The following is a 22,035-nucleotide window of genomic DNA, read 5'->3' on the forward strand; positions in this document are numbered from 1 at the left end:
TTTAATTGGCAGCCTTATTTACAACAACTTACCTGTTTGCATTGCCGATTGCAGGGTGCGTACGCGCAATTTTGGGGTGTACCAGTGCTCGGCCAGTTGCTTTACCCAACGGCGTTTGTAGCCAAACAACATTTTAAGCATATTCACTTTAGCAGAGCCGGTTGGGTAACCGTATTTATACCAGGTAAAACGGGTGGCGTCTATTTTAAAATGTTCGGCAAATTCGTCTATAAAGAGGTCTATTTCAATGTCGAAGATATCCAAATCAAGGTCTATACTGGTATCCTGCGAGAGGTTTTCAACATCCACGCGCTGCACCTTATACTTGCTACAGTAATCAATAATGAAATTTTTTAACTGTGGGTGTATCTGCTCCATGCATGCGTCTTATATACTATAAGATGCATTTTTTGGAAAGAGGTTGCATCTAAATTGGAAATTTTGAAAAATTTCGGTGAGGGCACCGAAATGGGGGGGCGAAATTTTCGAAAGTAAATAAAATTAAACTCGCCTTTTTTGCGGTGTCCTCACCGGAAAACCCGTAAAGTACTTATACCGCCTTTTCCAGCTTAAACATATCCAAAGGCTGTTTCAATACACCAAATCTTTCGGGGATATCCAGGGGTACTATCTCGCCGGTTTTTTGGTAACCACGTCTTTCGTACCAGGCTAACAGTTCGGTGCGCACGGTAATAACCGTCATTACTATCGTGTGTATTCCTATTTCACGAGCGTATTCTTCGCCGGCAGCCAAAAGTTTTCGACCTACACCCTGCGCCTGCAGCAGGGGTGAAACGGTAAGTGTGCCCAGGTAAATTTTTTCGTTTTGTTTTTTGAGGTAAACGCAGCCGGTTATCGCGCCGTTGTCATCAGTATGTTTTAAGATTACCGCTTCCGGATCCGTCATTTGTTCCATCAGGTCGTCAGGCCCAATGCGCTGCCCATCTATCATATGGCCCTCTGTGGTCCATCCTTTCAAGGAAGTTTCTCCACGGTAGGCGGAGTTGATGAGTGCGGTAAGTTCGGGGATATCGGTAGTAGTAGCTTTAGTAATTGTAGACATAAGGCCGCAAATTTAACTTATCGCTACAATAATTTAAAATCTTCTCGCGGTGGACTAAATAGATCTATCAGTTTACAATCAGTTATAGCCAGCCCACCGTGCGGCACATTTGGCGGGATAATGGCAAACATGCCCTTCTCCATTAATTGGGGAATGCCGTTTACGGTGAGCTGAAATTGCCCTTCCAGCACAAAAGCGCATTGCTCGTGGATATGCTGATGCGGCGGCACCTCGCTGCCTGCATCCACCTCAATAAAATTAATAGTGTTGGCAGCCGTATGAATTATTTTGGAATGATAACCAGGCGCTATTTCCTTGGTTTCGATATCGTTAAAGTGATGAAATATAGATGTATCCATAAATTATAGCTCAAAATCTCTCTTAAGGTAGAGGCTTGGTTTGAAAATTCTGTTTATTCTAAAATCCTGAAAATCCTGATTCTGAAATTACCCCACAATATACTTGCTCCCCGGCAGGTACGATAATATTTTGATGAGCACATAGGTAGTAATAAAAGTGCTTACCGCCAATACCGGTATCACCAGCATACTATTATTGTGCAACCAGTTGTTTATAGGCCCAAACAGTACCACCAGCACCAAAATGTGCGCAAGATACATCCCATAGGTAAGTCCCGATACATTGGCGAAGAATTTCTCCAGCCCCGGGTTTTTAATTTTGATCAGGCTGAACAAGAAAAATAAGCCCGTTGCCATGCAGGCCACATTAATTGTTGGAAATGCCCAGCTCAGTTCCAGTTCGGGGAGATCTTTAGCGAAGGGTAGCTGGTGCGCGAAAACGAAGTGAGTAATAACATAGCCAACCACCACCAGCAACAAGCCAATTACAGCGGTTGCCGCTTTGGATAGGCGCACATGATCTTTAATATAATGCCCCAATATTAGGTAACCTATATAGCCGGAAAAATAATGCACGGCTGAGAACTTGTTCCAGAATGCCTCGCCCATAACCTCAGAATAAACCGTGCGGATGTAGGGGATAAAAAGCGTAAATACCCACACAGCCAAAAAGAAAAGCTTAAAGTTTTTCGATGCGGTTTGCACCCAGGGAGATATTACCGGGATAAACAGGTAAATGCCGATGAGCATGTAAACAAACCACAGGTGCCCGGCAGGCCCGTTAAAGTTCAGCGGGATAATGTATAGCCCCTGCCACATCTGCTGCAGAGTAAACTCGCCTTTAAAGTAAGGTACAATTGCATACATGGCCGACCAGAATAAAAAAGGGATAAGCAGCCTGGTAAAGCGTTTTTTGTAGAACACCTCCGGTGCCTCCTTTATCGGCAGAAGCAAATAGCCCGATATCATCACAAAAAGTGGCACACAGGCCCGCATAAAACTGCCATAGTTATTTACCCAAATATGGTGCGTACGAATAATGTTGCCCACCGGGCCTATGTAGAAAAATTCGCCGCTGTGTACCGTTAGTACCATTAAGCAGGCAAAAATTCGTAAAAGGTTAAGGTAAGCAGTGGGGCTGGGTTTAAACCCGGTGCGGGAATTAGTGATCGTAGTCATTACAGGGAATTGGTGCCGTAATTTATATAATCTTACCGTAACTTGGTACAGAATTTAAAACTTACTCCGCTTTTACAGGTTTAAGTTAACAACCTTTATTGCCATGGCTTTTATAGATTATTACAAGATACTGGGTGTTGGTAAAACCGCTTCGGATAAGGACATTAAAAGTGCTTACCGTAAGCTGGCCCGCAAACACCATCCCGACCTGAACCCCGACAATACAGAATCGAACAAAATATTTCAACAGCTAAACGAGGCCAACGAAGTTTTAAGCGATCCCGAAAAGCGTAAGAAGTACGATAAGTACGGCGAAAACTGGCAGCACGGCGAAGCACATGAACAAGCCCAGCGACAACAACGCAGTCAAAATAGCTACAGCGGTGGTGGCGCGCAAGATTTTGGTGGCGGCGGCGATTTTTCTGACTTTTTTAATTCTATGTTTGGTGGCGGGCCGCCGGGGGGCGGCGCAGGCGGCGGCAGGCAACAGCAGCGCTACCGCGGGCAGGATCTGAACGCTACCTATCAAATGAGCCTCCGCGATGCTATGGAATCGAAAAAGCAAACGCTCACCGTTAACGGTAAGAACATCCGCCTAACCATCCCCGCAGGGATAGAGAACGGGCAAACCATTAAAATAGCGGGGCATGGTGCTGCCGGTACAAATGGCGCACCTGCCGGCGACTTATATATTAAGTTTACAATACCAGATGATGCCGAGTTTAAACGAACAGGCAGCGATCTGCATAAAACGATTAACCTTGACCTGTATACCGCTATTTTGGGCGGAGAAATTACTGCCGATACCCTCACGGGTAAAGTGAAACTGAAGGTAGCCGCCGGGACGCAAAGCAATACCAAGGTTAAGTTGAAGGGCAAAGGCGTGCCGGTTTATAAAAAAGACGGACAAATTGGCGACCTGTACATCACCTATAATGTACAATTACCTACCAAGCTGTCTGCAAAACAGCGCGAATTATTTGAAGAATTAGCAAAATCCTGAAAAAAAATTTAAGCCAATGAAAACCGAGAACTTAATAACCGTAACAGATTTTTGTTTGTACCACAACGTGGAGTACGACTTTATAGATCACCTGCAGGAGGCCGGACTGATAGAGGTAACCATTATTAACCAAACTACTTGTATACCAGTGGATGAGATAAGGAAGGCAGAGCGGTTGGCCCGCTTGCACACCCAACTGGATATTAACGAACCGGGCATTTTAGTGATAGACAGCCTGCTGGATAAGGTGGAAAATATGCAACAGGAATTGGCCGTTTTACGCAGCCGTTTGCGGCTTTATGAAGGCTGATCTGAAAAAAAAGTGGCATAATTTTTAAACCCTTGGGGTTGCAGAGAGTCTTACCTGCAAAACAAACAGGAATTAGTAACTAATAATTACACGTCATGAAACTAATTAAATTTTCGATAATAGCCCTTGTATTAACCGTGTCGGCTCAGTTTGCAAAAGCCCAGGTAAGGGTAGGCGCAAGTATCCATATTGGTTATAACCAACCCCGCAGGGTAGTATATCCTGCCTATTATGAAGAACCTGCACCCGTTTATTACGAACAGCCGGTGTATGTTAACCGTCCCGTTTATTATCGTCCGGCTTATCGCAGGGCGTACTACAGGCCACAATACCGCAGAGAGGTTTATCGCGAAAATTATTACGAAGGCCGTGGCCGGGGTCGCGAGGATTATTATGAAGGTCGTGGCAAAGGTCATGGCCATGGAAACGGTTGGGGCCGTGGTGGCAGAAGATGGTAGTTATAAATTAGATAAAATATGTAGCCCCTCGGTTGAGGGGCTTTTTTGTTTTAGTTTCATCCTGAGCGATAGCGAAGGATCTAATAACGAATATGCATATCGGCTACCTGCTTGTCGGCGATCAGATTCTTCACTATCGTTCAGCATGACAAAGTGGGGCGATATCGAAGCATCTAATCCACACAAGGTTGATGTGTAATTTCCTTACTTCTTCAAAAAGCCATTTAAAGCCTGTTGGGTAAACTCCGATAGCACCAGTTCGCCACTTATTGCTGCACGGTCTAATAAAAGCTGATCCCAGTTTTCGGTGCCTTCCCAGAGGATCTGTTTTAGCCCAACAAGCGCCTCAGGATGATAGGAGGCCAGTTTTTGGGTTAATGATGCTATTGCTTCGTCAAGTGTCGGGATATCGACGCAAACCTCGTTATAAAGCCCTTTTTCCTGCGCCCATTGTGCCGACTGGAAATCTACCGCGCGTATGGTCAACTGCGAAAACGCAGGTAAGCCTATTTTGCGAATCACCGCTGGCGATATCACAAAAGGGCCGATACCTATGGCCAGTTCGCTTAATTTAATGGATGCCGCCTCGGTAGCCAGGCAATAATCTGCGGCTGCCGCTAAGCCAACACCGCCGCCAACGGCTTTGCCCTGGATGCGGGCTATGATGATCTTTGGCGATTTACGGCAGGCGTTTATCACATTGGCAAAGCCCGAGAAAAACTCCGCTCCCATTTGCTTGTCTTTTATCTGTAACAACTCATCAAAACTGGCCCCGGCGCAAAATGTGCGGTCGCCCTCGCTTTTAAGGAGGATAACACGGCTTGTGGAATCGACACCTGCAAAAGTTATCATTTCTGCCAGTTCCTTAAGCAGGCTTGCGGGCAGCGAGTTTTGAGCGGGGTGGTAAAAACTGATGGTAGCTACCCCATCATCGCCCAGGGTTAACGATACATTGCCATTATCGGTGTTGCTCATAATTGTTTTTTATGAATGTGTGAGGGCAATATCAGCAAATTTATGTTGCCTGCCAATTGTTGGCCGCAAGCCGGGATGCTTCCGCAACTGCGAAGGCAAACCAGCTTATCCCACTACCAGCGGCAGCTCCACATAAAAGGTGGAGCCTTTGCCCAGTTCGCTGTCTACACCGATGCGCCCGTTGTGGTTTTGAATAATTTCGTGGGATATATACAGCCCCATGCCCAATCCGCTGGTCATGTTCTTTTTATCTTCTACGCGGTAAAAGCGTTCAAATATTTTGCTTTTTTGGTCGTTGGATAAGCCAATACCCTGGTCGGTTACTGATATGCGTACATATCCATTGCGCTGCTCGGTACCTATAATTACCGTCTTGTTGACGTAGGAGTATTTTACAGCATTGTTCACCAGGTTCATCAATACCTGTTCCAGGCGCTCCTGGTTGCCGTATATTTTGTAGTTTTTGTCGGCCTGGTTCTCAAAAGTGTATAGTGGGTACATGTGTACCGCGTTTTCCATACACTGGCCCACAAGGTCGTTAGTATTTACGTCGTCAACGGCATATTCCAACCGGCCGGCCTTTATTTTACTTACATCCAGCAGGTCGTTAATAAGCGATTGCAGTTTGTTTAAAGACCCGCCCGCCTTGGATATGTAGTTTTTTATTACAGGCGGCAACTCCTCCTTGTTATATGCCGAGATTAATTGCAGGTAACCTTTCAAGCTGGTTAACGGAGTTTTTAGCTCATGGCTGGCTATCCCTATAAATTCATCCTTGCGCTCCATTTCGCGCTTTTGGTCTTCAATATCGGTAGCTGTGCCTACCCAAAAAATAATTTCGCCATTATCATTTTTTAGCGGGTTTGCCCGGTTCAGGTGCCAGCGGTAAACACCATCATGCCTGCGATAGCGGTTCTCTACCTCAAACATTTCGCCGCTTTGTAAGGAATGGTTGAATTTTTCCACCGTTTCAGCCAGGTCGTCAGGGTGCACCACTTCTTTCCAGCCAAAGCCACCTGTTGCCGCAAAGTTAAGCCCTGTATAGTCATACCAGCGTTGGTTGTATGAGCTAAATTTACCATCGGGCAGGTTGGTCCAGGTCATCTGCACAATATTGTTGGTAAGCAACTTAAAGTGCTCGCGGCTTATGGTGAGGTCGTGTGTGCGCTCCTTAACGGTAACTTCTAATGATTCATTCATCGTTTCGGCGGCTGTTCGGGCCTCCTCTAACTGGTCGTTACGCAACTTCAGCTCCTGTTCGGTAGCCTTAAGGATAGTAAGATCAGTAATGATGAGGCTAAGCGCGGTTCCACTATCCAAATCAATGGTATTGCAACTAAACATGCAATGCATATCCTTGCCGCCACCGTCTTCTAGCGTTATCTCGTCTTTACAATCCCCGTTCCAGCTCTTATCTATAAGCTTTTGCAGCCTGTCGCGGGAATCACGTGGCACAAAGGATAGTATAGGCATACCAATAGCCTCTTCCAGCGGAGTATCGGCCATATTGGCAAAGCGGGTATTGCAATACAGCACAATGCCTTCCCTATTAACAGTAACGGCACCTTCGTTCATTTTCTCGATAAAAACGCGATAGGTTTGATCGGCGGTTTTAAGGGTATATAGCTGATGGCCACCAGTGTCTTTAACCACCAAAGCATCCACCTGCCCAGTACGGATAGCGTGTATGGTATCGGTAGCCTCTTCCAGTTGTTGGCGCAGCTCTTCAATTTCGGCTAAAAAGCTGTTATTTGAATTTTTTTGCTCCATGATGTTTAACTTATTTCGGGCAGGCCAAGCCCTTTTAAAACTTTGTTGGTATCGCTCATATCGCCAATCATGCGCCTTTCGGTGCCGGGGGCCTTTTTTATGAGCAGGGGAAGGGCTATAATATCTTCACCCTGCGCCAATTCCGGCTGCTGGTGTATATCCACAATTTTTAGCTCATAATTACCACGCAGGTACTTTTCGCAAAGGATATTCAGATTCTCTACCGCGCGGATAGAGTTGGGCGATGCGCCTATGATAAACAAACGTAATACGTAGGCCGAAGCTTCCGCATTACCCTCATAATCGGTAAAATCTTTTTCTTTATCGGCCATGGTTATTATTCGAACAACTAAGCTGGGCGAATGTTCAGCCCTACCAGTACCTTTTCTTCGTTACTCAGGTCGCCAATTATTTTACGGATAGGCTCGGGCACTTTGCGTACCAGCGTGGGGATGGCCAGGATCTGGTCGCCCTCGGCCAGTTGCGGTTGTACCAGCAGGTCTATCACTTCTATGCGGTATTGGCCCTTAAGGTGTTCCTCGCAATATTTTTTGAGGTTACTTAGCGCCGTTACCGATTTTGGGGTGTTACCAGCTACATATAGCCTCAGTTCCCATTTTTTATCTTCTTCTGTTTCAATTTCCATTTTACTTTCCTCCGGTGGTTTTAGCTTGGGCAATTCCCCCTCTGCGTATGTTAGTTATCTCTTCCCGGTTTGTTTCTAAAATTTGTTTTTTCAGTTCATCTTCCAGGTAAACTTTGTTCAGCTCTTCCTCCACCGATTCGTATTCGCTGTTCAGGCTGGCAATTTTTGCTTCCAGTACTTTGCGTTTGCGCGCTATCTCGCGGTCTTTACGGCCAATGGAGTGGGCTTGGATGGCTTCGCCGGTTTGCTCCAGCAGCATTTGCTGTTTACGTGCCGAACCAGTGAGTACACCTTCGGGGCCCAGATAAACGTCTATCAGGTTCAATCCCTCATCAGATATTACAAACTCGCGCACCTGGTTGGAGTGTTTCATGCCCCGGGCCTTCATTACGTAAAGGCCACGGTTACGCTCGCCGTTAAACTCGATATCGCGCACCAGCAGCCACGAATCTACCAGGGATGATACCCCCTCGTCGGTTTGTTCGTTTACAATTGTATTGAGCGAGAGGGCGGTAAACATTACCGAGACCTGCTCATCCTGCAGGAAATCTATCAGACGCACCAGCATGTTCTTCACCTCGCTTACCGAGCCGATATTGATAAAGTTGGTTATCGGATCCATAATAACCACCTGTGGTTTGAATTTTTTGATGATCTTGTGGATGGCCACCAAATGCATCTCCAACCCATACATGTTAGGGCGCGACGCGTTGAACAACAACAAGCCTGAATCTACGTGCTTCTGCAGATCTGCACCTATCGAGCGCATGTTGCGGATGATCTGGTTGGGGGATTCCTCCATGGCAAAATATACACAGCGCTTGCCCCTGTTGCAGGTTTCGTTTGCAAAATAGGCCGAGATGCTTGTTTTGCCGGTGCCGGCTGTGCCCGATACCAGGGTACTGCCGCCCTTGTAAAAGCCTTTGCCGCCCAGCATTTCATCTAAAGCCGGAATACCAGTAGGTACCCTTTCGGTAGATACTTGTTTGGCCAGCTTTAAAGAGGTTACCGGTAAAACCGATATGCCGTCCTCGTCGATCAGGAAGGGGTACTCGTTGGTGCCGTGTACCGTGCCGCGGTATTTGATAATGCGCAGCCTGCGGGTAGAGATCTGGTTGATCACCCGGTGATCCAGCAGGATAACGCAATCTGAGACATATTCTTCCAGCCCCTGGCGGGTAAGGGCGTTGCCATCGCCGCGCTCGCCGGTGATAATGGCTGTTACGCCTTTTTCTTTCAGCCAGTGAAAAAGCCTGCGGATCTCGGCACGTAGCACCGCCTGGTTATTAAGGCCCGAGAACAGGTTCTCCAGTGTATCCAGCACAACGCGTTTGGCGCCGATGCTGTCGATAGCATAGCCGAGGCGGATGAATAGCCCCTCGAGATCGTATTCGCCGGTTTCTTCTATTTCGCTGCGATCGATGTGTACATGATCTATGCGTATTTTTTTGTCTTCCTGTAGTTTCTTAAGGTCGAAGCCTAAGGATGCTACGTTCATGGCCAGTTCGTCGCTTTTTTCTTCAAAGGCAACAAAAACGCCGGGTTCATTAAATTTCATGGCACCGCGTACGATAAATTCTATCGACATCAGCGTTTTGCCGCAGCCAGCCTGGCCGCATATTAAAGTTGGCCTGCCCGTAGGCAAACCACCCTCGGTAATTTCATCAAGCCCTGCTATGCCCGTTGGGGTTTTTGGCAGCGCGGGATAAGCAATGCTTGTGTTTTTTTTGGTGTCGCTCATTTTATTGAGTATTGTTTTTAATTGGATAGTTTCATGAAAAAATAAAATATTCCCTATGAAGCAATCTTATGGTTTAGTATCGGCTCGTTATATGTTATAATGTTGTTAATTTCTCTTATAAATTATTGACCAATAACTTCACAGATTTGCAATTGTTTTGATAGTCATATGCTTTTTACAATAATGCTGCCCAAATTAACTACCAATAAAATAACTTAAATGAAGGTTAGGGGAGGGGAGTTGTAACGCAATTTAGCTCGCATAAAGCCTCCAGTTTTTATTTTATGGACGTATTGTACGCACATGGACACCCCGTGGCGGGCTATTTGCAACAATGTGGTATTTCTCACAAAAAAAGTCTTTTTATCGAAAAATAAATAAGACACTCATTCGTGATTATATAATTTGGGCCTTAGGCGAAACTAAAAAAGCGAAGACGCATGTTTGCATCTCCGCTTTTACTGCCTGCTTAAAGGGGCATCAAATAAGTTTGGCGTTAGCAAGCTCACGCCGGCATTATTGTTCGCCGTAAGTGCTCCATTGGGCTACGCCTTTTGGTTCAGCGTTTTTAACTTCTGCGCTCTTTACTTTACTCATTTCTTTGTTTTGGGTTTCTGTTGCTTTTAATTCCTTGTCAAAATTTTGGGGCAGTTTGGTTTGCCCTTCGGTTTCCTGCGCCTGGGCCAACGGGTTCTCTACATAAACAAAATCCTTGCCCATACCTTTTATTTCGCCTTCATTCCATGGTCCACGAACGGTACCGTCAGATAAGTTATAAGCGTTTTGCAGGTAACGGGGATCTGCTGCCAATACGCCCGGAGGGAAATTCGGTTGAATGCTTTCCAACGCCGCCTCGAACATTTTGTAATGCGTTACCTCGCGGGTCATCAAAAACGAAAGCGTTTCGTGGATGTACGGGTCGTCGGTAAATTTCATCAGGTGCTCGTAAACCAGCTTTGCCCTCGATTCGGACGCCAGGTTGGTGCGCAGGTCAACGGTAAGGTCGCCATTAGAGTTGATGTACGATGCGCACCACGGGATGCCCTGGCTGTTACGTGGTGTTGGCCCGCCGCCAGTGATGATGGGGAACTGTGGGTTGGCAGATAAAGCTGCATGGATAACGCTTTCCTTTTCAGCCTTACCGTTCATGGCAACCATTATCTCGCTTTGTTCTGCAGCGTCCTTCAGGTCGCCGTTAACACCCTTCAATAACATCTGGATGGTGGCACCCACTATCTCCAGGTGGCTAAATTCTTCGGTAGCAATATCCATCAGCATATCGTACTTGTCGGGGTGTGGTTGCTTAGCACCAAAAGCTTGTGTAAAATACTGCATCGCGGCAGCAAGTTCGCCATTTTCTCCGCCGAATTGCTCTAATAAAAGGTTAGCAAAACGTGGGTCGGGGCTTGATACCCTGGCATTAAATTGTAGTGATTTAACGTGGTGGAACATAAAATAAGTTTTAATAAGTAAATGAAACAGTTGAGGATGGGCTAAGAAAAGGCGGGATCGGGTGTTTCTAATACAACTAAAAAGGATGCGCAATGTTTCAATTATAAATTAATAATATTTCTTATTTTTCAATTAAAAAATAATTTAGTTTCTATTTAGCTGTAATTCATTAAGTTTAAAATTAACAAAAAACAATGCAGGCATGGTAGAGGTAGTGGAGGGATTTATTTTTAATGACGATAACTCATCAGTTTTGGATGTAACTAATGTTTGTTTAACCGTTAATTTTTTTGGGAAAGAAAGGCAGCGTTACCCTGGCCCGATGGACGGAACTTAAAATGCTGCATGCTTATTATTAATATCGGAAAAACGAACCGCTTGTTTACCGTGAGAAACGGTGTAAACCAACTAAAGGATAGTGATCTTGCGCGGGGCAGGCAGTGAGTTAAACAGCAGAACTGTTGAGCAATTCATTCGAAAGTGCTCAGCAGCTCTATGTTTACTTTTGCAAAAGCGGCAATGATACAAAAAATGAACAGCCCAGATTTTTGCCTTGGCTTTCGGCCCAAATTTTACCGTTGTGCAGTTCTACCAATATTTTAGCTATGGAAAGGCCAAGGCCGTTACTGGTTTCTTTATTGGTGGGGATAGCGCTTAACCGGGCAAACTTGGTAAACAGCTTTTGCATATCCTCATCGGTAAGGCCTTGGCCCTGGTCGCGGAATTCTACAATAAGGTTGCCATCCTTTTCTTCCGAACAGATGGTTATTTCGCTATCGGTGTAAGCGTATTTTATGGCGTTGCTCAGCAGGTTTTCAAATACCTCCTGTATACGGTGTTTATCAAACCGGGCGGTTTTAAGGCAGTTAAGCTGTAAGGTAATCTTCTGGCGCTTTTGATTAGCCAGTATTTGCAGTTCGCCTACCGCCTTGTTTATCAGCTCAATGGTGCTTACTTCTTCAAAATGCAGCATCATTACGCCGTTATCTATTTTGGCGAGGCTAAGCAACTCGTTCAGGTCCTCCAGGATGCGTTTGCTGGCGCTTGTTATTTTGGTCGCCATTATTTTAACGGGCTCTTCTGTACTCTTCTGCTCTATAAGCTTGGCGTACAGGGATATTGCCGTAAGCGGGTTTTTAATATCGTGCACCGCAATATTCATCAAGTCAGTTTGCACACGTACAATGTTGCGGGTGGTTTGGCGCAGCTCCAACTCGTCTATAATGATCTCGGATAGATTCTTCAGCATCTCCAGCTGCTTTTTGGTTGCAACGTGTGGCACGGCATCAACTACGCTCACCGTACCCAACAGGTGGCCATCCAATGTTTTTATAGGGGCACCGGCATAAAAACGCACCACGTTATCGGGTACAACAAGCGGTGTGTTTTTTAACATTGGCTCCTGGTGAATGTCGCTAAAAACGGTAGTATCGGCGCTTAATACGGCAAGGGTGGCTATGGTAGCTTCGGGTAATTCGGACAGGCCGGCAACGGTGCCTATTTTGGCTTTAAAAAATACGCGGTCCTGGTCCACAAAGCTTACAAAAGCGCTGGGGGTATCAAAAACTTGGGCGGCAAGAATGGCTATCTTGTCGAAGGTTTTATCGGCGGGTGTGTCAAGTATTTCATATTTATACAGTTTCCTTAGGCGCTCTTCGTCATTTAGCGGGATAAGGGATACCTGTTTTAAAAACGGGTCCATAGGGTATAATCAAAGAGTAACTAAGTAGTATAAAAAAAGGTATATAAATGTACTGTTAATAAAGTTGGTATTGTTATAATTAAATTGTTTTAAATAAATAATGATTGTTGCTTAAACATGAGCTTTGTAGTTATGTTAATTTAACATGAGCGTTTTTACTTTGCATAACCAATAGCCAAAGTTTTTTCTATCCGATAATGGACCGCCAGTTATCAGCAGAGCCTTCAAACCGGGAATGTTTTTAAACCCTGGTAGAGGAATAGCCAGGCCCGGTTGGCCTTCTACGTTGGGCGCGAGCTGGTGATACGTCTGGTAAACAAGTGGTTTTGCCCAACGGCGAAGCCCCGTCCATTATAAATCCCACAAAAAACTTTTGAAAAAATCCTTAAGTTAACGGCTATGGTGACAACCAACAACGCCCAAACACCAATAACGGCAAAAAACTCCCCCTTCAGGGGGCTGGGGGGCTACGGCTCCCTTGTCAATCCTTTATTTTTATCTTCGCTTCTCCAAGCTTCATAATTAAGGCCGGGTGTAAGCCAGTAGAGCAACACCACCCGCGAGTAGCGGTAATTAAACGGCGACAATACAAATATCACCCCCATTAAAATACCAACGTACAGCCATGGCGAATTGGAGCCGGTAAGGAGGTAAGTAGCTACCGCGAAGGTGACCATTTGGGCCACGTTAAAAGCGTAGCTTACAAACATGGCTACATACCAGTATCCCGGTTCGCGTTCGTAATGCAGGCCGCAGTGCGAGCAGTTCTCATGCATTTTTTGCCCAAAAAGCTCGTAAGTACTGGTAGCAAAGATGTCGCCGCGGCGGCACCTTGGGCATTTGGCTTTTAAACAGCCTTCAAGGGCGGAGATGGGTTTGGCGGGTTTTATATTACTGGTTTCCATGAGTCAGGGTTTGTTTGCGAAATTCTTCGGGTGTTTGCCCGGCGTATTTTTTAAAAAATTTGGTAAAGTAGGAGTTGTCGGCAAAGTTTAGCTGGTCTGCAATAGCTGTGATGTTCAGGTCGAGATTTACCAGCAGGCGTTTGGCCTCCAGTATCACCCGGTTGCGAATCACTTCGCCCGCCGGGATACCCAGCATATCGTTACAAAGCGCGTTGAGGTGATTGGGGGTGATGTACAGCATGGCGGCGTAATCTTTTGGCAGCCTCAGCGTGGCAAAATGCCTATCGGTTAGCTTGCGAAAGCTTTGCAGCAGGGTATAGTTGTAGTTGGGTGTAATAGCCGGGTTGCTGTGCTCGTTTTGCCGGGCTATTAAAATAAACAATTGCAGCATCAGCGCCTTTATCATATCCATACCCAGCCGGTTGATATTGCCGCTTTCCTGTATCAATTGCTCAAACAAGGCGGTAACCGACTGATGGATATCATGTGGTAAATTAATTACCTCATCATCTATGTTCCCGCTAAAGAAGGGCAGGTTGTCCAAATAATCGGGCCTTAGCAAAAACGATTGGAAGAAGGAAGCTGAAAAGTTGATGATGTAACCATCTACCGGACCTTCAAAGCTCCAGCTGTGCACCTGCCCGGGTACCATAAAGTAAATTTGGTAGGGCCTCACCGCGAAGGTTTTAAAATCGATAGCGTGTGTGCCGCCGCCTTCGGTAAAAAACACCACATGGTAAAAGCTATGCTTATGCGCCATGCTAAGGTTTTGATGCTTTTGCAGGTAGGGCGCAAAACGGCTTATAAGCAGGTCATCGTGCTGGTGATCGCTGAGGCTGCAAATATCATAAACCGGGAATGCCTTTTTCATGAACACAAAGATACCTAACAAACACAAGTACCAATGGTGATATACATCACTTTTGTGGTGTTTTTTACTGATTGTAATATTTTGAGTGATACTGGGCCAAAATATTTAATTTCACCGGCACAATAACCCGTTATGACAAAACCCGACAGCCTTATTTTTGATATGGATGGCACCCTTTGGGACGCCGTTGACACCTATGCACATTCCTGGAACGTAATGTTCAAAGAACTGGGCATCGATAAAAACATCGACCGCGCCCAACTGGCCGGTATGGTAGGCTGGGAAGGCAAAAAGGTGATAGAAGTAATGATGCCCGAGTTTGAACCCGATAAACGCTGGGAGATCTACGCGCAGGTGAACGAAAAGCGGAAGGTACTGATCCCCGAGATGGGCGGCATATTGTACCCGGGCGTGCTCGAAGGGCTAAAGCAGCTTGCCCAAAAGTATCAGCTGTTCATCCTGAGCAATTGCGCGGCGGGCGTTATCCGCCAGTTTATTGATTGGGCAGGGATAGATGAGCACATAAAGGATGAAATTGCCTACGGCATCAACTTTATGCCCAAGCAGCATAACATCAAATTACTGACTGGCAAATACGACCTGAAGAACCCAGTTTACGTAGGCGATACCGAAGGCGATGGCCACCAAAGCCGCCTGGCAGGCATACCATTTGTGTTTGTAAGCTATGGGTTTGGCCAAACGGATGATTACGACTTGAAGTTTGATGATTTTAACACGCTTACTGCACATTTTTTAAACTTATAAGCGGCAGATGCGTTAGCTTTACGTACACAAAAATACATCGCAATGAAAGGCCGCATACTCACCATTATAAGTTTAGTGCTGATACTCGTTTTGGTTGGGGTAGTTTACTACCGCTACTATTTTGTTTTTGGCGAAGGCACCAAAGCCGGTACGCTAAACTATTTTGTAAAGAAGGGTTATGTGTTTAAAACCTTTGAGGGCAGGCTGATCCAAAACGGGATCCGTACCCAAACGCAGGGTGGCATCGCTTCCAATGAGTTTATGTTTTCGGTAACGGACGAGAAAGTGGCGGATAAGCTTAACCACAGCGCCGGTGCGATGATGGATCTCCATTACAAAGAATACCTGCACACCCTACCATGGCGCGGTGTAAGCGTATTTGTGGTTGATAGCGTAATGTCTATCTCGCCGATAACACCACCTACCCCGTAATACTGAGTTTTCTTAATGTTGCTATAGCGTACCGTCAGTCGAAACCGACGGCAAAGAAAATCCGTTTAAAACAGCGGGTCGGCCTTGCCGGAATTTTGTACCAGTATCTTACTCAGGTTATACTGGCGCTCCGGCTCATCGTCTCCTTTTATCAAGCCTTTATTAAACAATTGCGTAAGTATTTCTTTTGCTATCTGTTGATGGGTGCTTAAGGGCAATTCCGGATCGAACTCCGCAAGTTTTTGGGCAACCTCAGGCGCGGTAGCATATTCCAGTTGCGCAAGCGCATATACTACATTATCCTGCACCGAAGCCGCTGCATCGTACTTATGCGGTACGTGCAGGGGCTTGTAATCTTTTAAAAAATCCTGATCGGGGCTATCCATAATTATGCCTCCTGTTTCTCCTTTAAGGCGGTAGAGTCGCGGAGCGCTTTAATAGCATCGTGGGCCATTTTTAGGCCGTTTAGGTGGTTGGTAAGCAAGTTAACCACCTTTTCATCTTCCCATATCAATTCTTTATCATCCAGCGCTTTGCGGTACGAGCCCTTGGCAACGTCCTCTCCATATTCGCAATCGGATAATATAGAAAGGCTGTCTTTTTTGCTGAAAGCGGATTTTACGTCTATCCAAGCATGGTAAAACTTACCAGCCAGGGTGGTGCCGTCGGCAGGTGAGCCGCCTAATAGGAGGATATAATCGTTCAGTTGGTTTACGTAGCCCTTGCTTTGGTCGGCATAGCCTTCAAAAACAGTTTTAAGGCTGAAATCCTCAATGCCCTCAATGGCTTTCTGGTAGCCGGCAATACGGTCGTTATTAATTTTTATCAGGTCGTTTAGCGCTGATATCTGGTGTTGAATATGCTGTAATGTCCCCATTGTTACGTTTGTTTTGATTAAATAACATAACGGCTTGGTTAATTGTTTTTACTTAAGGTAAAAATTAGGCGGCGTGCCTGGCCACGTGAATCACGGCGTATTTATTCACCTTTCGGGCCCGGTAAGGGGTTAAGTTTCTCACGTTAGCATCACCAGTACCAGCTTTACGGGCACGTTCGCGGATGAGGCGGCTGCGGCGTGCCTTTAAAACATACCGGTTTCCCCAATGATCATAGGTACCGGTAAGGGCGGTTATGCAGCCAACAAGAAAAGCGGCCATCATGGCAACAACAAACAAGTGGAGGGCGATTGTTAAGTAGTGTGCCATAGTTTTAATTAAGTTAATTATTCTATGACTACATGCAATAGCCGTGCCGCTTATTGCCAATTGGCAGATTAGCTCTTTATATTAAAACAACCTGTTAGCTATAAAGCGTTTGTTCTTCGGTATAATAGGTCTTCCTGGTACCTTCTTTTATGAGTATGGGAGCGCCTTTTGGGCTGTGTTTCTTTTTGGAATTATGGATGTTCATAAAATCGCGTACTTCGCCGTTGATGATATCGGGGTTGGATTTAAGGATCTCCTTTTCAGCGTCTTTTAAAACAGAATGGATAGAACTTATCAGGTCCTTTATCTTGTCCTCAGGTAGTTTATTGCTTGCCGAAAAGGGCGAGATGCCGGCGTCCCACAAAATTTCGTCGGCATAAGCATTGCCAATACCCCGGATGATCTTTTGATCGAGCAGAACGGTTTTTACGTTGGTTTTTGTTTTGCCCAATCGTTCTTTAAGATAGGCAAAGCCCGCTTTATCGTCCACTGCATCGGGCGCTTCTTTTTCTGCCGGGTTGAGGGTAGGGGTAGCAATTCCCTGGAAATCGGTTAGCACCAGCCCGCTGTCATCGGTAAATACCAGTTCAATAATGCTGTATTTATTGCTGTTCTTGCCCTCAAATAAAAACAGCTTGCCATGCAGCATCAGGTGCAGTGCTAAAATATCACCCTCGCTAAATTTGATGTAAAGTTCCTTACCGTTGCGATAAACTTCTTTCAACTTTTGTTTTTCCAGCTTCGCCCGCAGCTCATTTTCGCTCACGTTGAGTTTTTTGGCATTATGGATGATGACTTCCTTAACCGTTTTACCGGCTAATTTTTTATCGAGATTACGGCTGAAGGCCTGCAGGTCGGGTAGTTCGGGCATGGTGGTAGCGTTTATTTTACAAAAGTAACCAGCTTAAATATGATTTACTAATTTTAAAAAAATGTATATTTGATTATGGTAAGAACAATTATAAAATCTGCGACAAAAAGCATTTTAATTGAAGTGCCTCAAGAATTTGTTGGCAAAGAAGTAGAAGTTATTGCATTTACTACAGAAGAAACGAATCTGAAAGATACAGCAGATTCAATTTTAACTCATTTTGCCAGCGAAAAAGTGTTAGCTAAAGATTGGCTTACCCCCGAAGAAGATATGGCATGGCAAAATTTGTAAAGGGTGACGTAGTTATAATACCGTTTCCATTTTCTGATTTGTCAGGCTCAAAAAGACGCCCGGCCTTAGTGCTTGCAGACTTGCCGGGTGACGATGTTATTTTGTGTCAGATAACCAGCCAACAAAACACCGATGCCTTTGCCATACCCTTGGTTTCGGCCAATTTCGTTACAGGTAACTTACCCATTGCATCCAATATAAGACCAACGAGGATTTTTACAGCTGATAAAAACATCATCATTCGGAAAACAGGAACGGTAAATAATGCTATCAACACTAAAGTTTCGAAAGTACTTGGCATGATTTTTTCGTTATGATGCCCATCCAATTCAATAACATCTTCCTTAACTCTTTCGAAACCTATAAAGTGTTCGATAACTTGCTTGTGGAGGAAGCAGATCCGAAAGGTGCGCCCAAAACTATCTGGCAAATATTAAACCACCTGATAGCCTGGCAAAAATACCAGTTGGAAATGCTAAAAGGAGGTGATCAACTTAATATAAATGAGCAAGATACATGGATAGCCGAGGAACATCCTGCAAGCCAGGGGGAATTAGAAAACGCCGTTGCCGTTTTTTATAGCCTTATTGATGAAGTAAAAGCCGAAATAAAGGCTTTTGAGACAGAGCACTCCAATCTCAACCAAAAATTAACCATCGTACAGCAACTGTCTATACACCTGTCCTTCCATGTGGGTGAAGTCGTTTTGATGAGGCGCATGGCTGGTACTTATCCAATGCCACATCAAATGAGCGCTTTTTTAGCTGATTAAAAAACCTTCAACCCAACAAAAGAGCCATCCCAATTACCTCGGGATGGCTCTTTTAATACCCATAAATTCAGCTTATTGCTCCATTCGCATCAACGATGCAAACTTAGTTTCGTAAGCTTTCAATTCGGCCGTTAATGTTTTGTGCAGGGCGTCCTGATGGCCTTGCAGGGTGTATTCGGTTAAGCCGTTAAGCACCTGCATGGCTATCTGTACATCGCGCTGGTTTAACAGTCGCTGATTGTTTTGCAGGTTGTAGTAGTTAAAGTCCAGTTGGTCCTTTAGGTGATCGTTTATCTCGTTGGTGAATTTATTACCCAGCGAAATATCGCCCAAACGGTAAGCCATTTGTGCCATATACATTTTGCGGCCGGCCACATCTATATAAGGGTACAGGTTTGGCAGCTCGTCATCAAATTTATGCAGGGCTTTCAGGGCTAAATCGCCGTGGCCTTCGGCCTCCAGGTTGCGGGCCAGGTCTAAAAACGTGGTCATCATTACCGGGTAAAACATATTAACCGATTCATGATCCAAATACCTCGCCTTTTTAAAATTACCGAATTTAAACTTCGTCATCATGTTGTTGTACATCACCATGGTGTTGGTTTTGCTCAACTGATCGTGGTTGGCAGTATCGGCTTTAAAGGGGATCAGGCGGTAAGTAAAACCCTCCTTATACAGGTATGGCTGCAGGCCTATGAGGTTTTCGTTACCAATGGTGGTGGTGAAACAGATAGGGCGTTTCCAGTTGTTATGGGCCAGTATATCAAATATGGCCAGGTTCTCTTTGGTAACGTAGTTGGAGGTGTAATTCCACTTCATTACGGTATCCAGCTTGCCTATTTGGTCGGGCGTAATTACGTTGTTCTTTAAAACATCCTGGGCATTTATATTTAGCTTAAAGCTTTTGGTAGGCAGGTAGTTGGAGTATTCGCCGCCCTGCGTCTGTCCCTGCATAGCGTGGTCGTCAGATGTAATAAAGTCGAATACTTCTTTAATAGAAGTATAACCAGGGATCTTGCTGTCGCTGTAGTAGATCACATCGCGTACGCCTTCTTTATATTTATCAAAAGGCATGGTGATAGGTAGCGGGGCGCTTTGGTTCATAGGGCGCTGCATCTGGCGGATGTACCAGTCGCCGGTGAAAAGGCTCAGGTTTACTATCCGCACATCGGGGCGGATGCCTTCAACCTCCTGGTCGTACCATAAGCTGTAGGTATCGTTATCGCCGTAGGTAAACAAAATAGCGTTTGGCGGGCACGAGATAAGGTAATTGTAAGCCATATCGTGCGGCGTCATTTTAGTAGAGCGGTCGTGCGCCTTCCATTCCTGTTTGGCCATTAAAACCGGGGCAACAAGCAGGCAAACACCCGTAGCTATCAGTGCCGAGGTGCGGGCGTTTATCTTTTTGCTCAACAGGTCGGCAATGGCAATTACCGCGAGACCAATCCAAATGGCAAAGGCATAGAACGACCCTACATAGGAGTAATCCCGTTCGCGGGGCTGTACCGAGGGTTGGTTTACGTAAAGCACCACCGCAATACCGGTGAAAAACCATAGCAGGGTAATAATAAGGGCGTCGCGTTTTTTACGGTTGAAATGATATATCATACCCACCAGCCCTACAATTAAGGGCAGGGCGTAAAGTGGGGTGTAAGTGGGGTTATTCAGTACCGATTTGGGCAGGTGTTTACCGCCGTCGAACAGGCCACTGGTCCAGTTACCATCTATACCTTCGGTGCTTTGCTGGCCATCCTCATCGTTGTAGCGGCCCACATAGTTCCATAAAAAGTACCGTACGTACATCTGGTAGATCTGCCAGCTGGCCATCCAGCTGATGTTGTTGGCAAACGTTGGTTTTTGCCCTTCGGGGATCGCCAGCCATTGCTTGTAAAAATTCACATCGTTGCCATCGGTACTGTACATCCGGGGTAAAAAGGTGGTATGGTCGTACACATAGTTCGGCCTTTTTCCGGCCACTTCGTATTTCTTTTCGCCTTTGCGGTAAATAGTGTTGCCTTCGGTTTGGTCTATCACCTGGGCATCATAATATTGGCCAACCAGCAGCGGGTTTTCGCCGTACTGAATGCGGTTTAAGTAACCATACATGGTAAAGGCGTTATCCGGGTGCGAGTTGTTCAGGTCGGGGTTGGCTGTGGCGCGGATAGGAATATAAGCGAAGGAGCCGTAGCCGAAGTAAATAACTGCCACGCAAAGCATCACTAAATTCAGCGTAGGTTTCTTTTTGCGGATGCTGTAAACGATACCCGCAACGATGGCCGCTATCAGCAATACTAAAAAGAAAAGCGCGCCTGTACCAAAGCCTAAACCAAGGGTGTTTACAAAGAAAAGATCAAAGTTGGCGGCGAACTTAACCGTATAGCCACGGATACCGTATTGCACTACGCCCAAAATGACAACGCTCACCAAAAAGGCCACGATAGCGCTTTTGGTAGTAATATTTTTATACCTGCGGAAGTAGTATACCAGCGCGATAGCCGGGATAGTTAATAAATTTAATAAGTGGATCCCGATAGAAAGGCCCATCACATAAGCAATGAAAACGATCCACCTATCGGCGCCGGGCTCATCGGCGTGGGCCTCCCATTTCAATATCGCCCAAAATATAACGGCGATACAAAGCGATGATAAGGCAAATACGATGGTTTCTACAGCGGAGAACCAGAACGTATCGGTATATGTAAAAGCTAATGCGCCTACCAGGCCCGAGCCCATAATGAGCAGGGTCTGTGCATCGCCAAATTCTTTTTCGCGAGCGGCTACCAATTTTTTAGCCATAGCAGTGATGGTCCAGAACAGGAACATTACCGTAGCGCCACTGGCAATTGCCGAACCAATATTGGTAAAATAAGGCACTTTGGCGTTATTACCCATAGATAGCAGCGAGAAAACCTTGCCCAGCATGGCAAACAGAGGGTAACCCGGCTGGTGCGAAACCTGTAAACGGAAAGCGCAGGAGATAAATTCGCCGCAATCCCAAAAGCTTACGGATGGCTCTAAAGTTAAAATGTAAGTTGAAGAGGCTATAACGAAGCAAAGCCAGCCTAAAAGGTTGTTAATTTTGTTGTATTGCATGTACTAAATGGTAGCTAATTAAGCGCGGCAAATATCAGTAATTTTATAAATTATTCTAACAATAAAGGCCTTAGGTTAACAAATTTAACACAAATTAACCGTTTGGGCTTTTTGGAACCTCATCCCAACCCTTCTCCAAAGGAGAAGGGCTTAAAAATGCATAAATAACCGT

The 22,035-nt window shown here is 45.5% G+C and carries 26 protein-coding genes; 8 read left to right on the forward strand and 18 right to left on the reverse strand.

The window, feature by feature from the left end; translation table 11 throughout:
- Positions 1 to 18 precede the first annotated feature (18 nt).
- The 4 genes from ABIX36_RS12170 to ABIX36_RS12185 all read right to left on the reverse strand — a co-directional run bounded on the left by ABIX36_RS12170 (position 19) and on the right by ABIX36_RS12185 (position 2,601).
- The gene (locus ABIX36_RS12170; protein ID WP_348082436.1) at positions 19 to 378 is read right to left on the reverse strand and encodes a DUF1493 family protein; all 360 of its coding nucleotides are present in this window, start codon (positions 376 to 378) and stop codon (positions 19 to 21) included.
- A gap of 172 nt (positions 379 to 550) precedes the next feature.
- A complete protein-coding gene (locus ABIX36_RS12175) occupies positions 551 to 1,063 on the reverse strand; it encodes a GNAT family N-acetyltransferase (RefSeq protein ID WP_348082437.1) in 513 nt (170 codons plus the stop codon).
- 23 nt (positions 1,064 to 1,086) lie between these two features.
- Positions 1,087 to 1,422 carry a cupin domain-containing protein gene (locus ABIX36_RS12180; protein ID WP_348082438.1) on the reverse strand — a complete coding sequence of 112 codons (336 nt, stop codon included), beginning with the start codon at positions 1,420 to 1,422 and terminating at the stop codon, positions 1,087 to 1,089.
- Between the two features lie 87 nt (positions 1,423 to 1,509).
- A complete protein-coding gene (locus ABIX36_RS12185; RefSeq protein WP_348082439.1) occupies positions 1,510 to 2,601 on the reverse strand; it encodes an acyltransferase family protein in 1,092 nt (363 codons plus the stop codon).
- A 103-nt stretch (positions 2,602 to 2,704) separates the two neighbouring features.
- Between ABIX36_RS12185 and ABIX36_RS12190 the strand changes: the two genes are divergently transcribed.
- The 3 genes from ABIX36_RS12190 to ABIX36_RS12200 all read left to right on the forward strand — a co-directional run bounded on the left by ABIX36_RS12190 (position 2,705) and on the right by ABIX36_RS12200 (position 4,372).
- Positions 2,705 to 3,604, forward strand: a complete 900-nt coding sequence (locus ABIX36_RS12190; protein ID WP_348082440.1) for a J domain-containing protein — start codon at positions 2,705 to 2,707, stop codon at positions 3,602 to 3,604.
- 16 nt (positions 3,605 to 3,620) lie between these two features.
- Complete coding sequence (locus tag ABIX36_RS12195) at positions 3,621 to 3,914, forward strand: chaperone modulator CbpM (protein WP_348082441.1); 294 nt, start codon at positions 3,621 to 3,623, stop codon at positions 3,912 to 3,914.
- Between the two features lie 95 nt (positions 3,915 to 4,009).
- Positions 4,010 to 4,372, forward strand: a complete 363-nt coding sequence (locus ABIX36_RS12200; protein ID WP_128534484.1) for a virulence factor — start codon at positions 4,010 to 4,012, stop codon at positions 4,370 to 4,372.
- A gap of 204 nt (positions 4,373 to 4,576) precedes the next feature.
- Here ABIX36_RS12200 and ABIX36_RS12205 read toward each other — a convergent pair whose 3' ends face one another.
- From ABIX36_RS12205 to ABIX36_RS12245, 9 genes are all read right to left on the reverse strand, one after another.
- Entirely contained in the window at positions 4,577 to 5,347 is a 771-nt protein-coding gene (locus tag ABIX36_RS12205) for an enoyl-CoA hydratase/isomerase family protein (RefSeq protein ID WP_348082442.1), read from the reverse strand.
- A 105-nt stretch (positions 5,348 to 5,452) separates the two neighbouring features.
- Positions 5,453 to 7,117 (reverse strand): ATP-binding protein, encoded by a 1,665-nt coding sequence (locus tag ABIX36_RS12210; protein ID WP_348082443.1) that lies wholly within the window; start codon positions 7,115 to 7,117, stop codon positions 5,453 to 5,455.
- Positions 7,118 to 7,122: 5 nt separating this feature from the next.
- Positions 7,123 to 7,449 (reverse strand): circadian clock KaiB family protein, encoded by a 327-nt coding sequence (locus ABIX36_RS12215; RefSeq protein WP_348082444.1) that lies wholly within the window; start codon positions 7,447 to 7,449, stop codon positions 7,123 to 7,125.
- Positions 7,450 to 7,466: 17 nt separating this feature from the next.
- Positions 7,467 to 7,763, reverse strand: coding sequence for a circadian clock protein KaiB (kaiB, locus tag ABIX36_RS12220; protein WP_348082445.1), 297 nt, complete (start codon positions 7,761 to 7,763; stop codon positions 7,467 to 7,469).
- Between the two features lies 1 nt (position 7,764).
- Positions 7,765 to 9,504: a circadian clock protein KaiC gene (kaiC, locus tag ABIX36_RS12225; protein WP_348082446.1), complete on the reverse strand. Its 1,740-nt coding sequence runs from the start codon at positions 9,502 to 9,504 to the stop codon at positions 7,765 to 7,767.
- 516 nt (positions 9,505 to 10,020) lie between these two features.
- The gene (locus ABIX36_RS12230) at positions 10,021 to 10,956 is read right to left on the reverse strand and encodes a manganese catalase family protein (RefSeq protein WP_348082447.1); all 936 of its coding nucleotides are present in this window, start codon (positions 10,954 to 10,956) and stop codon (positions 10,021 to 10,023) included.
- A gap of 499 nt (positions 10,957 to 11,455) precedes the next feature.
- A complete protein-coding gene (locus ABIX36_RS12235; RefSeq protein WP_348082448.1) occupies positions 11,456 to 12,658 on the reverse strand; it encodes a HAMP domain-containing sensor histidine kinase in 1,203 nt (400 codons plus the stop codon).
- Positions 12,659 to 13,125: 467 nt separating this feature from the next.
- Positions 13,126 to 13,563, reverse strand: a complete 438-nt coding sequence (locus ABIX36_RS12240) for a DUF983 domain-containing protein (protein ID WP_348082449.1) — start codon at positions 13,561 to 13,563, stop codon at positions 13,126 to 13,128.
- Positions 13,550 to 14,434 (reverse strand): helix-turn-helix transcriptional regulator, encoded by an 885-nt coding sequence (locus ABIX36_RS12245; protein WP_348082450.1) that lies wholly within the window; start codon positions 14,432 to 14,434, stop codon positions 13,550 to 13,552. The genes ABIX36_RS12240 and ABIX36_RS12245 overlap by 14 nt, the downstream gene beginning before the upstream one ends.
- Before the next feature lie 132 nt (positions 14,435 to 14,566).
- Here ABIX36_RS12245 and ABIX36_RS12250 point away from each other — a divergent pair, with 132 nt between their 5' ends.
- Both ABIX36_RS12250 and ABIX36_RS12255 read left to right on the forward strand, forming a co-directional pair.
- On the forward strand, positions 14,567 to 15,199 hold the full coding sequence (locus tag ABIX36_RS12250) for an HAD family hydrolase (protein WP_348082451.1): 633 nt from the start codon (positions 14,567 to 14,569) through the stop codon (positions 15,197 to 15,199).
- 42 nt (positions 15,200 to 15,241) lie between these two features.
- A complete protein-coding gene (locus tag ABIX36_RS12255) occupies positions 15,242 to 15,631 on the forward strand; it encodes a hypothetical protein (RefSeq protein WP_348082452.1) in 390 nt (129 codons plus the stop codon).
- Positions 15,632 to 15,696: 65 nt separating this feature from the next.
- Here ABIX36_RS12255 and ABIX36_RS12260 read toward each other — a convergent pair whose 3' ends face one another.
- The 4 genes from ABIX36_RS12260 to ABIX36_RS12275 form a co-directional block, all read right to left on the reverse strand.
- Complete coding sequence (locus ABIX36_RS12260) at positions 15,697 to 16,017, reverse strand: hypothetical protein (RefSeq protein WP_348082453.1); 321 nt, start codon at positions 16,015 to 16,017, stop codon at positions 15,697 to 15,699.
- A 2-nt stretch (positions 16,018 to 16,019) separates the two neighbouring features.
- Complete coding sequence (locus ABIX36_RS12265; RefSeq protein WP_348082454.1) at positions 16,020 to 16,508, reverse strand: PA2169 family four-helix-bundle protein; 489 nt, start codon at positions 16,506 to 16,508, stop codon at positions 16,020 to 16,022.
- 64 nt (positions 16,509 to 16,572) lie between these two features.
- Complete coding sequence (locus ABIX36_RS12270; protein WP_348082455.1) at positions 16,573 to 16,836, reverse strand: hypothetical protein; 264 nt, start codon at positions 16,834 to 16,836, stop codon at positions 16,573 to 16,575.
- Between the two features lie 94 nt (positions 16,837 to 16,930).
- Entirely contained in the window at positions 16,931 to 17,707 is a 777-nt protein-coding gene (locus ABIX36_RS12275; protein WP_348082456.1) for a DNA-formamidopyrimidine glycosylase family protein, read from the reverse strand.
- Positions 17,708 to 17,782: 75 nt separating this feature from the next.
- On the opposite strand from ABIX36_RS12275, the gene ABIX36_RS12280 reads away from it, so the two are divergent.
- Genes ABIX36_RS12280 through ABIX36_RS12290 form a run of 3 tightly spaced genes read left to right on the forward strand, consistent with a single transcriptional unit; the run spans position 17,783 to position 18,770 of the window.
- Complete coding sequence (locus ABIX36_RS12280; protein WP_348082457.1) at positions 17,783 to 17,998, forward strand: hypothetical protein; 216 nt, start codon at positions 17,783 to 17,785, stop codon at positions 17,996 to 17,998.
- Complete coding sequence (locus ABIX36_RS12285) at positions 17,983 to 18,315, forward strand: type II toxin-antitoxin system PemK/MazF family toxin (RefSeq protein WP_348082458.1); 333 nt, start codon at positions 17,983 to 17,985, stop codon at positions 18,313 to 18,315. Before ABIX36_RS12280 ends, ABIX36_RS12285 begins: the two co-directional genes overlap by 16 nt.
- Positions 18,312 to 18,770, forward strand: a complete 459-nt coding sequence (locus ABIX36_RS12290) for a DinB family protein (protein WP_348082459.1) — start codon at positions 18,312 to 18,314, stop codon at positions 18,768 to 18,770. The genes ABIX36_RS12285 and ABIX36_RS12290 overlap by 4 nt, the downstream gene beginning before the upstream one ends.
- A gap of 72 nt (positions 18,771 to 18,842) precedes the next feature.
- Here the strand turns inward: ABIX36_RS12290 and ABIX36_RS12295 are convergent, their stop codons facing one another.
- Positions 18,843 to 21,863: a DUF2723 domain-containing protein gene (locus ABIX36_RS12295; RefSeq protein WP_348082460.1), complete on the reverse strand. Its 3,021-nt coding sequence runs from the start codon at positions 21,861 to 21,863 to the stop codon at positions 18,843 to 18,845.
- Positions 21,864 to 22,035 lie beyond the last annotated feature (172 nt).

The organism is Mucilaginibacter sp. (assembly GCF_039925265.1).
Lineage (GTDB): Bacteria > Bacteroidota > Bacteroidia > Sphingobacteriales > Sphingobacteriaceae > Mucilaginibacter.

Excerpts from the sequence above, each read along its gene's own strand:
- ABIX36_RS12170 (WP_348082436.1), bottom strand. The coding sequence starts at position 378 with ATGGAGCAGATACACCCACAGTTAAAAAATTTCATTATTGATTACTGT.
- ABIX36_RS12175 (WP_348082437.1), bottom strand. The coding sequence starts at position 1,063 with ATGTCTACAATTACTAAAGCTACTACTACCGATATCCCCGAACTTACC.
- ABIX36_RS12180 (WP_348082438.1), bottom strand. The coding sequence starts at position 1,422 with ATGGATACATCTATATTTCATCACTTTAACGATATCGAAACCAAGGAA.
- ABIX36_RS12185 (WP_348082439.1), bottom strand. The coding sequence starts at position 2,601 with ATGACTACGATCACTAATTCCCGCACCGGGTTTAAACCCAGCCCCACT.
- ABIX36_RS12190 (WP_348082440.1), top strand. The coding sequence starts at position 2,705 with ATGGCTTTTATAGATTATTACAAGATACTGGGTGTTGGTAAAACCGCT.
- ABIX36_RS12195 (WP_348082441.1), top strand. The coding sequence starts at position 3,621 with ATGAAAACCGAGAACTTAATAACCGTAACAGATTTTTGTTTGTACCAC.
- ABIX36_RS12200 (WP_128534484.1), top strand. The coding sequence starts at position 4,010 with ATGAAACTAATTAAATTTTCGATAATAGCCCTTGTATTAACCGTGTCG.
- ABIX36_RS12205 (WP_348082442.1), bottom strand. The coding sequence starts at position 5,347 with ATGAGCAACACCGATAATGGCAATGTATCGTTAACCCTGGGCGATGAT.
- ABIX36_RS12210 (WP_348082443.1), bottom strand. The coding sequence starts at position 7,117 with ATGGAGCAAAAAAATTCAAATAACAGCTTTTTAGCCGAAATTGAAGAG.
- ABIX36_RS12215 (WP_348082444.1), bottom strand. The coding sequence starts at position 7,449 with ATGGCCGATAAAGAAAAAGATTTTACCGATTATGAGGGTAATGCGGAA.
- kaiB (WP_348082445.1), bottom strand. The coding sequence starts at position 7,763 with ATGGAAATTGAAACAGAAGAAGATAAAAAATGGGAACTGAGGCTATAT.
- kaiC (WP_348082446.1), bottom strand. The coding sequence starts at position 9,504 with ATGAGCGACACCAAAAAAAACACAAGCATTGCTTATCCCGCGCTGCCA.
- ABIX36_RS12230 (WP_348082447.1), bottom strand. The coding sequence starts at position 10,956 with ATGTTCCACCACGTTAAATCACTACAATTTAATGCCAGGGTATCAAGC.
- ABIX36_RS12235 (WP_348082448.1), bottom strand. The coding sequence starts at position 12,658 with ATGGACCCGTTTTTAAAACAGGTATCCCTTATCCCGCTAAATGACGAA.
- ABIX36_RS12240 (WP_348082449.1), bottom strand. The coding sequence starts at position 13,563 with ATGGAAACCAGTAATATAAAACCCGCCAAACCCATCTCCGCCCTTGAA.
- ABIX36_RS12245 (WP_348082450.1), bottom strand. The coding sequence starts at position 14,434 with ATGAAAAAGGCATTCCCGGTTTATGATATTTGCAGCCTCAGCGATCAC.
- ABIX36_RS12250 (WP_348082451.1), top strand. The coding sequence starts at position 14,567 with ATGACAAAACCCGACAGCCTTATTTTTGATATGGATGGCACCCTTTGG.
- ABIX36_RS12255 (WP_348082452.1), top strand. The coding sequence starts at position 15,242 with ATGAAAGGCCGCATACTCACCATTATAAGTTTAGTGCTGATACTCGTT.
- ABIX36_RS12260 (WP_348082453.1), bottom strand. The coding sequence starts at position 16,017 with ATGGATAGCCCCGATCAGGATTTTTTAAAAGATTACAAGCCCCTGCAC.
- ABIX36_RS12265 (WP_348082454.1), bottom strand. The coding sequence starts at position 16,508 with ATGGGGACATTACAGCATATTCAACACCAGATATCAGCGCTAAACGAC.
- ABIX36_RS12270 (WP_348082455.1), bottom strand. The coding sequence starts at position 16,836 with ATGGCACACTACTTAACAATCGCCCTCCACTTGTTTGTTGTTGCCATG.
- ABIX36_RS12275 (WP_348082456.1), bottom strand. The coding sequence starts at position 17,707 with ATGCCCGAACTACCCGACCTGCAGGCCTTCAGCCGTAATCTCGATAAA.
- ABIX36_RS12280 (WP_348082457.1), top strand. The coding sequence starts at position 17,783 with ATGGTAAGAACAATTATAAAATCTGCGACAAAAAGCATTTTAATTGAA.
- ABIX36_RS12285 (WP_348082458.1), top strand. The coding sequence starts at position 17,983 with ATGGCAAAATTTGTAAAGGGTGACGTAGTTATAATACCGTTTCCATTT.
- ABIX36_RS12290 (WP_348082459.1), top strand. The coding sequence starts at position 18,312 with ATGATGCCCATCCAATTCAATAACATCTTCCTTAACTCTTTCGAAACC.
- ABIX36_RS12295 (WP_348082460.1), bottom strand. The coding sequence starts at position 21,863 with ATGCAATACAACAAAATTAACAACCTTTTAGGCTGGCTTTGCTTCGTT.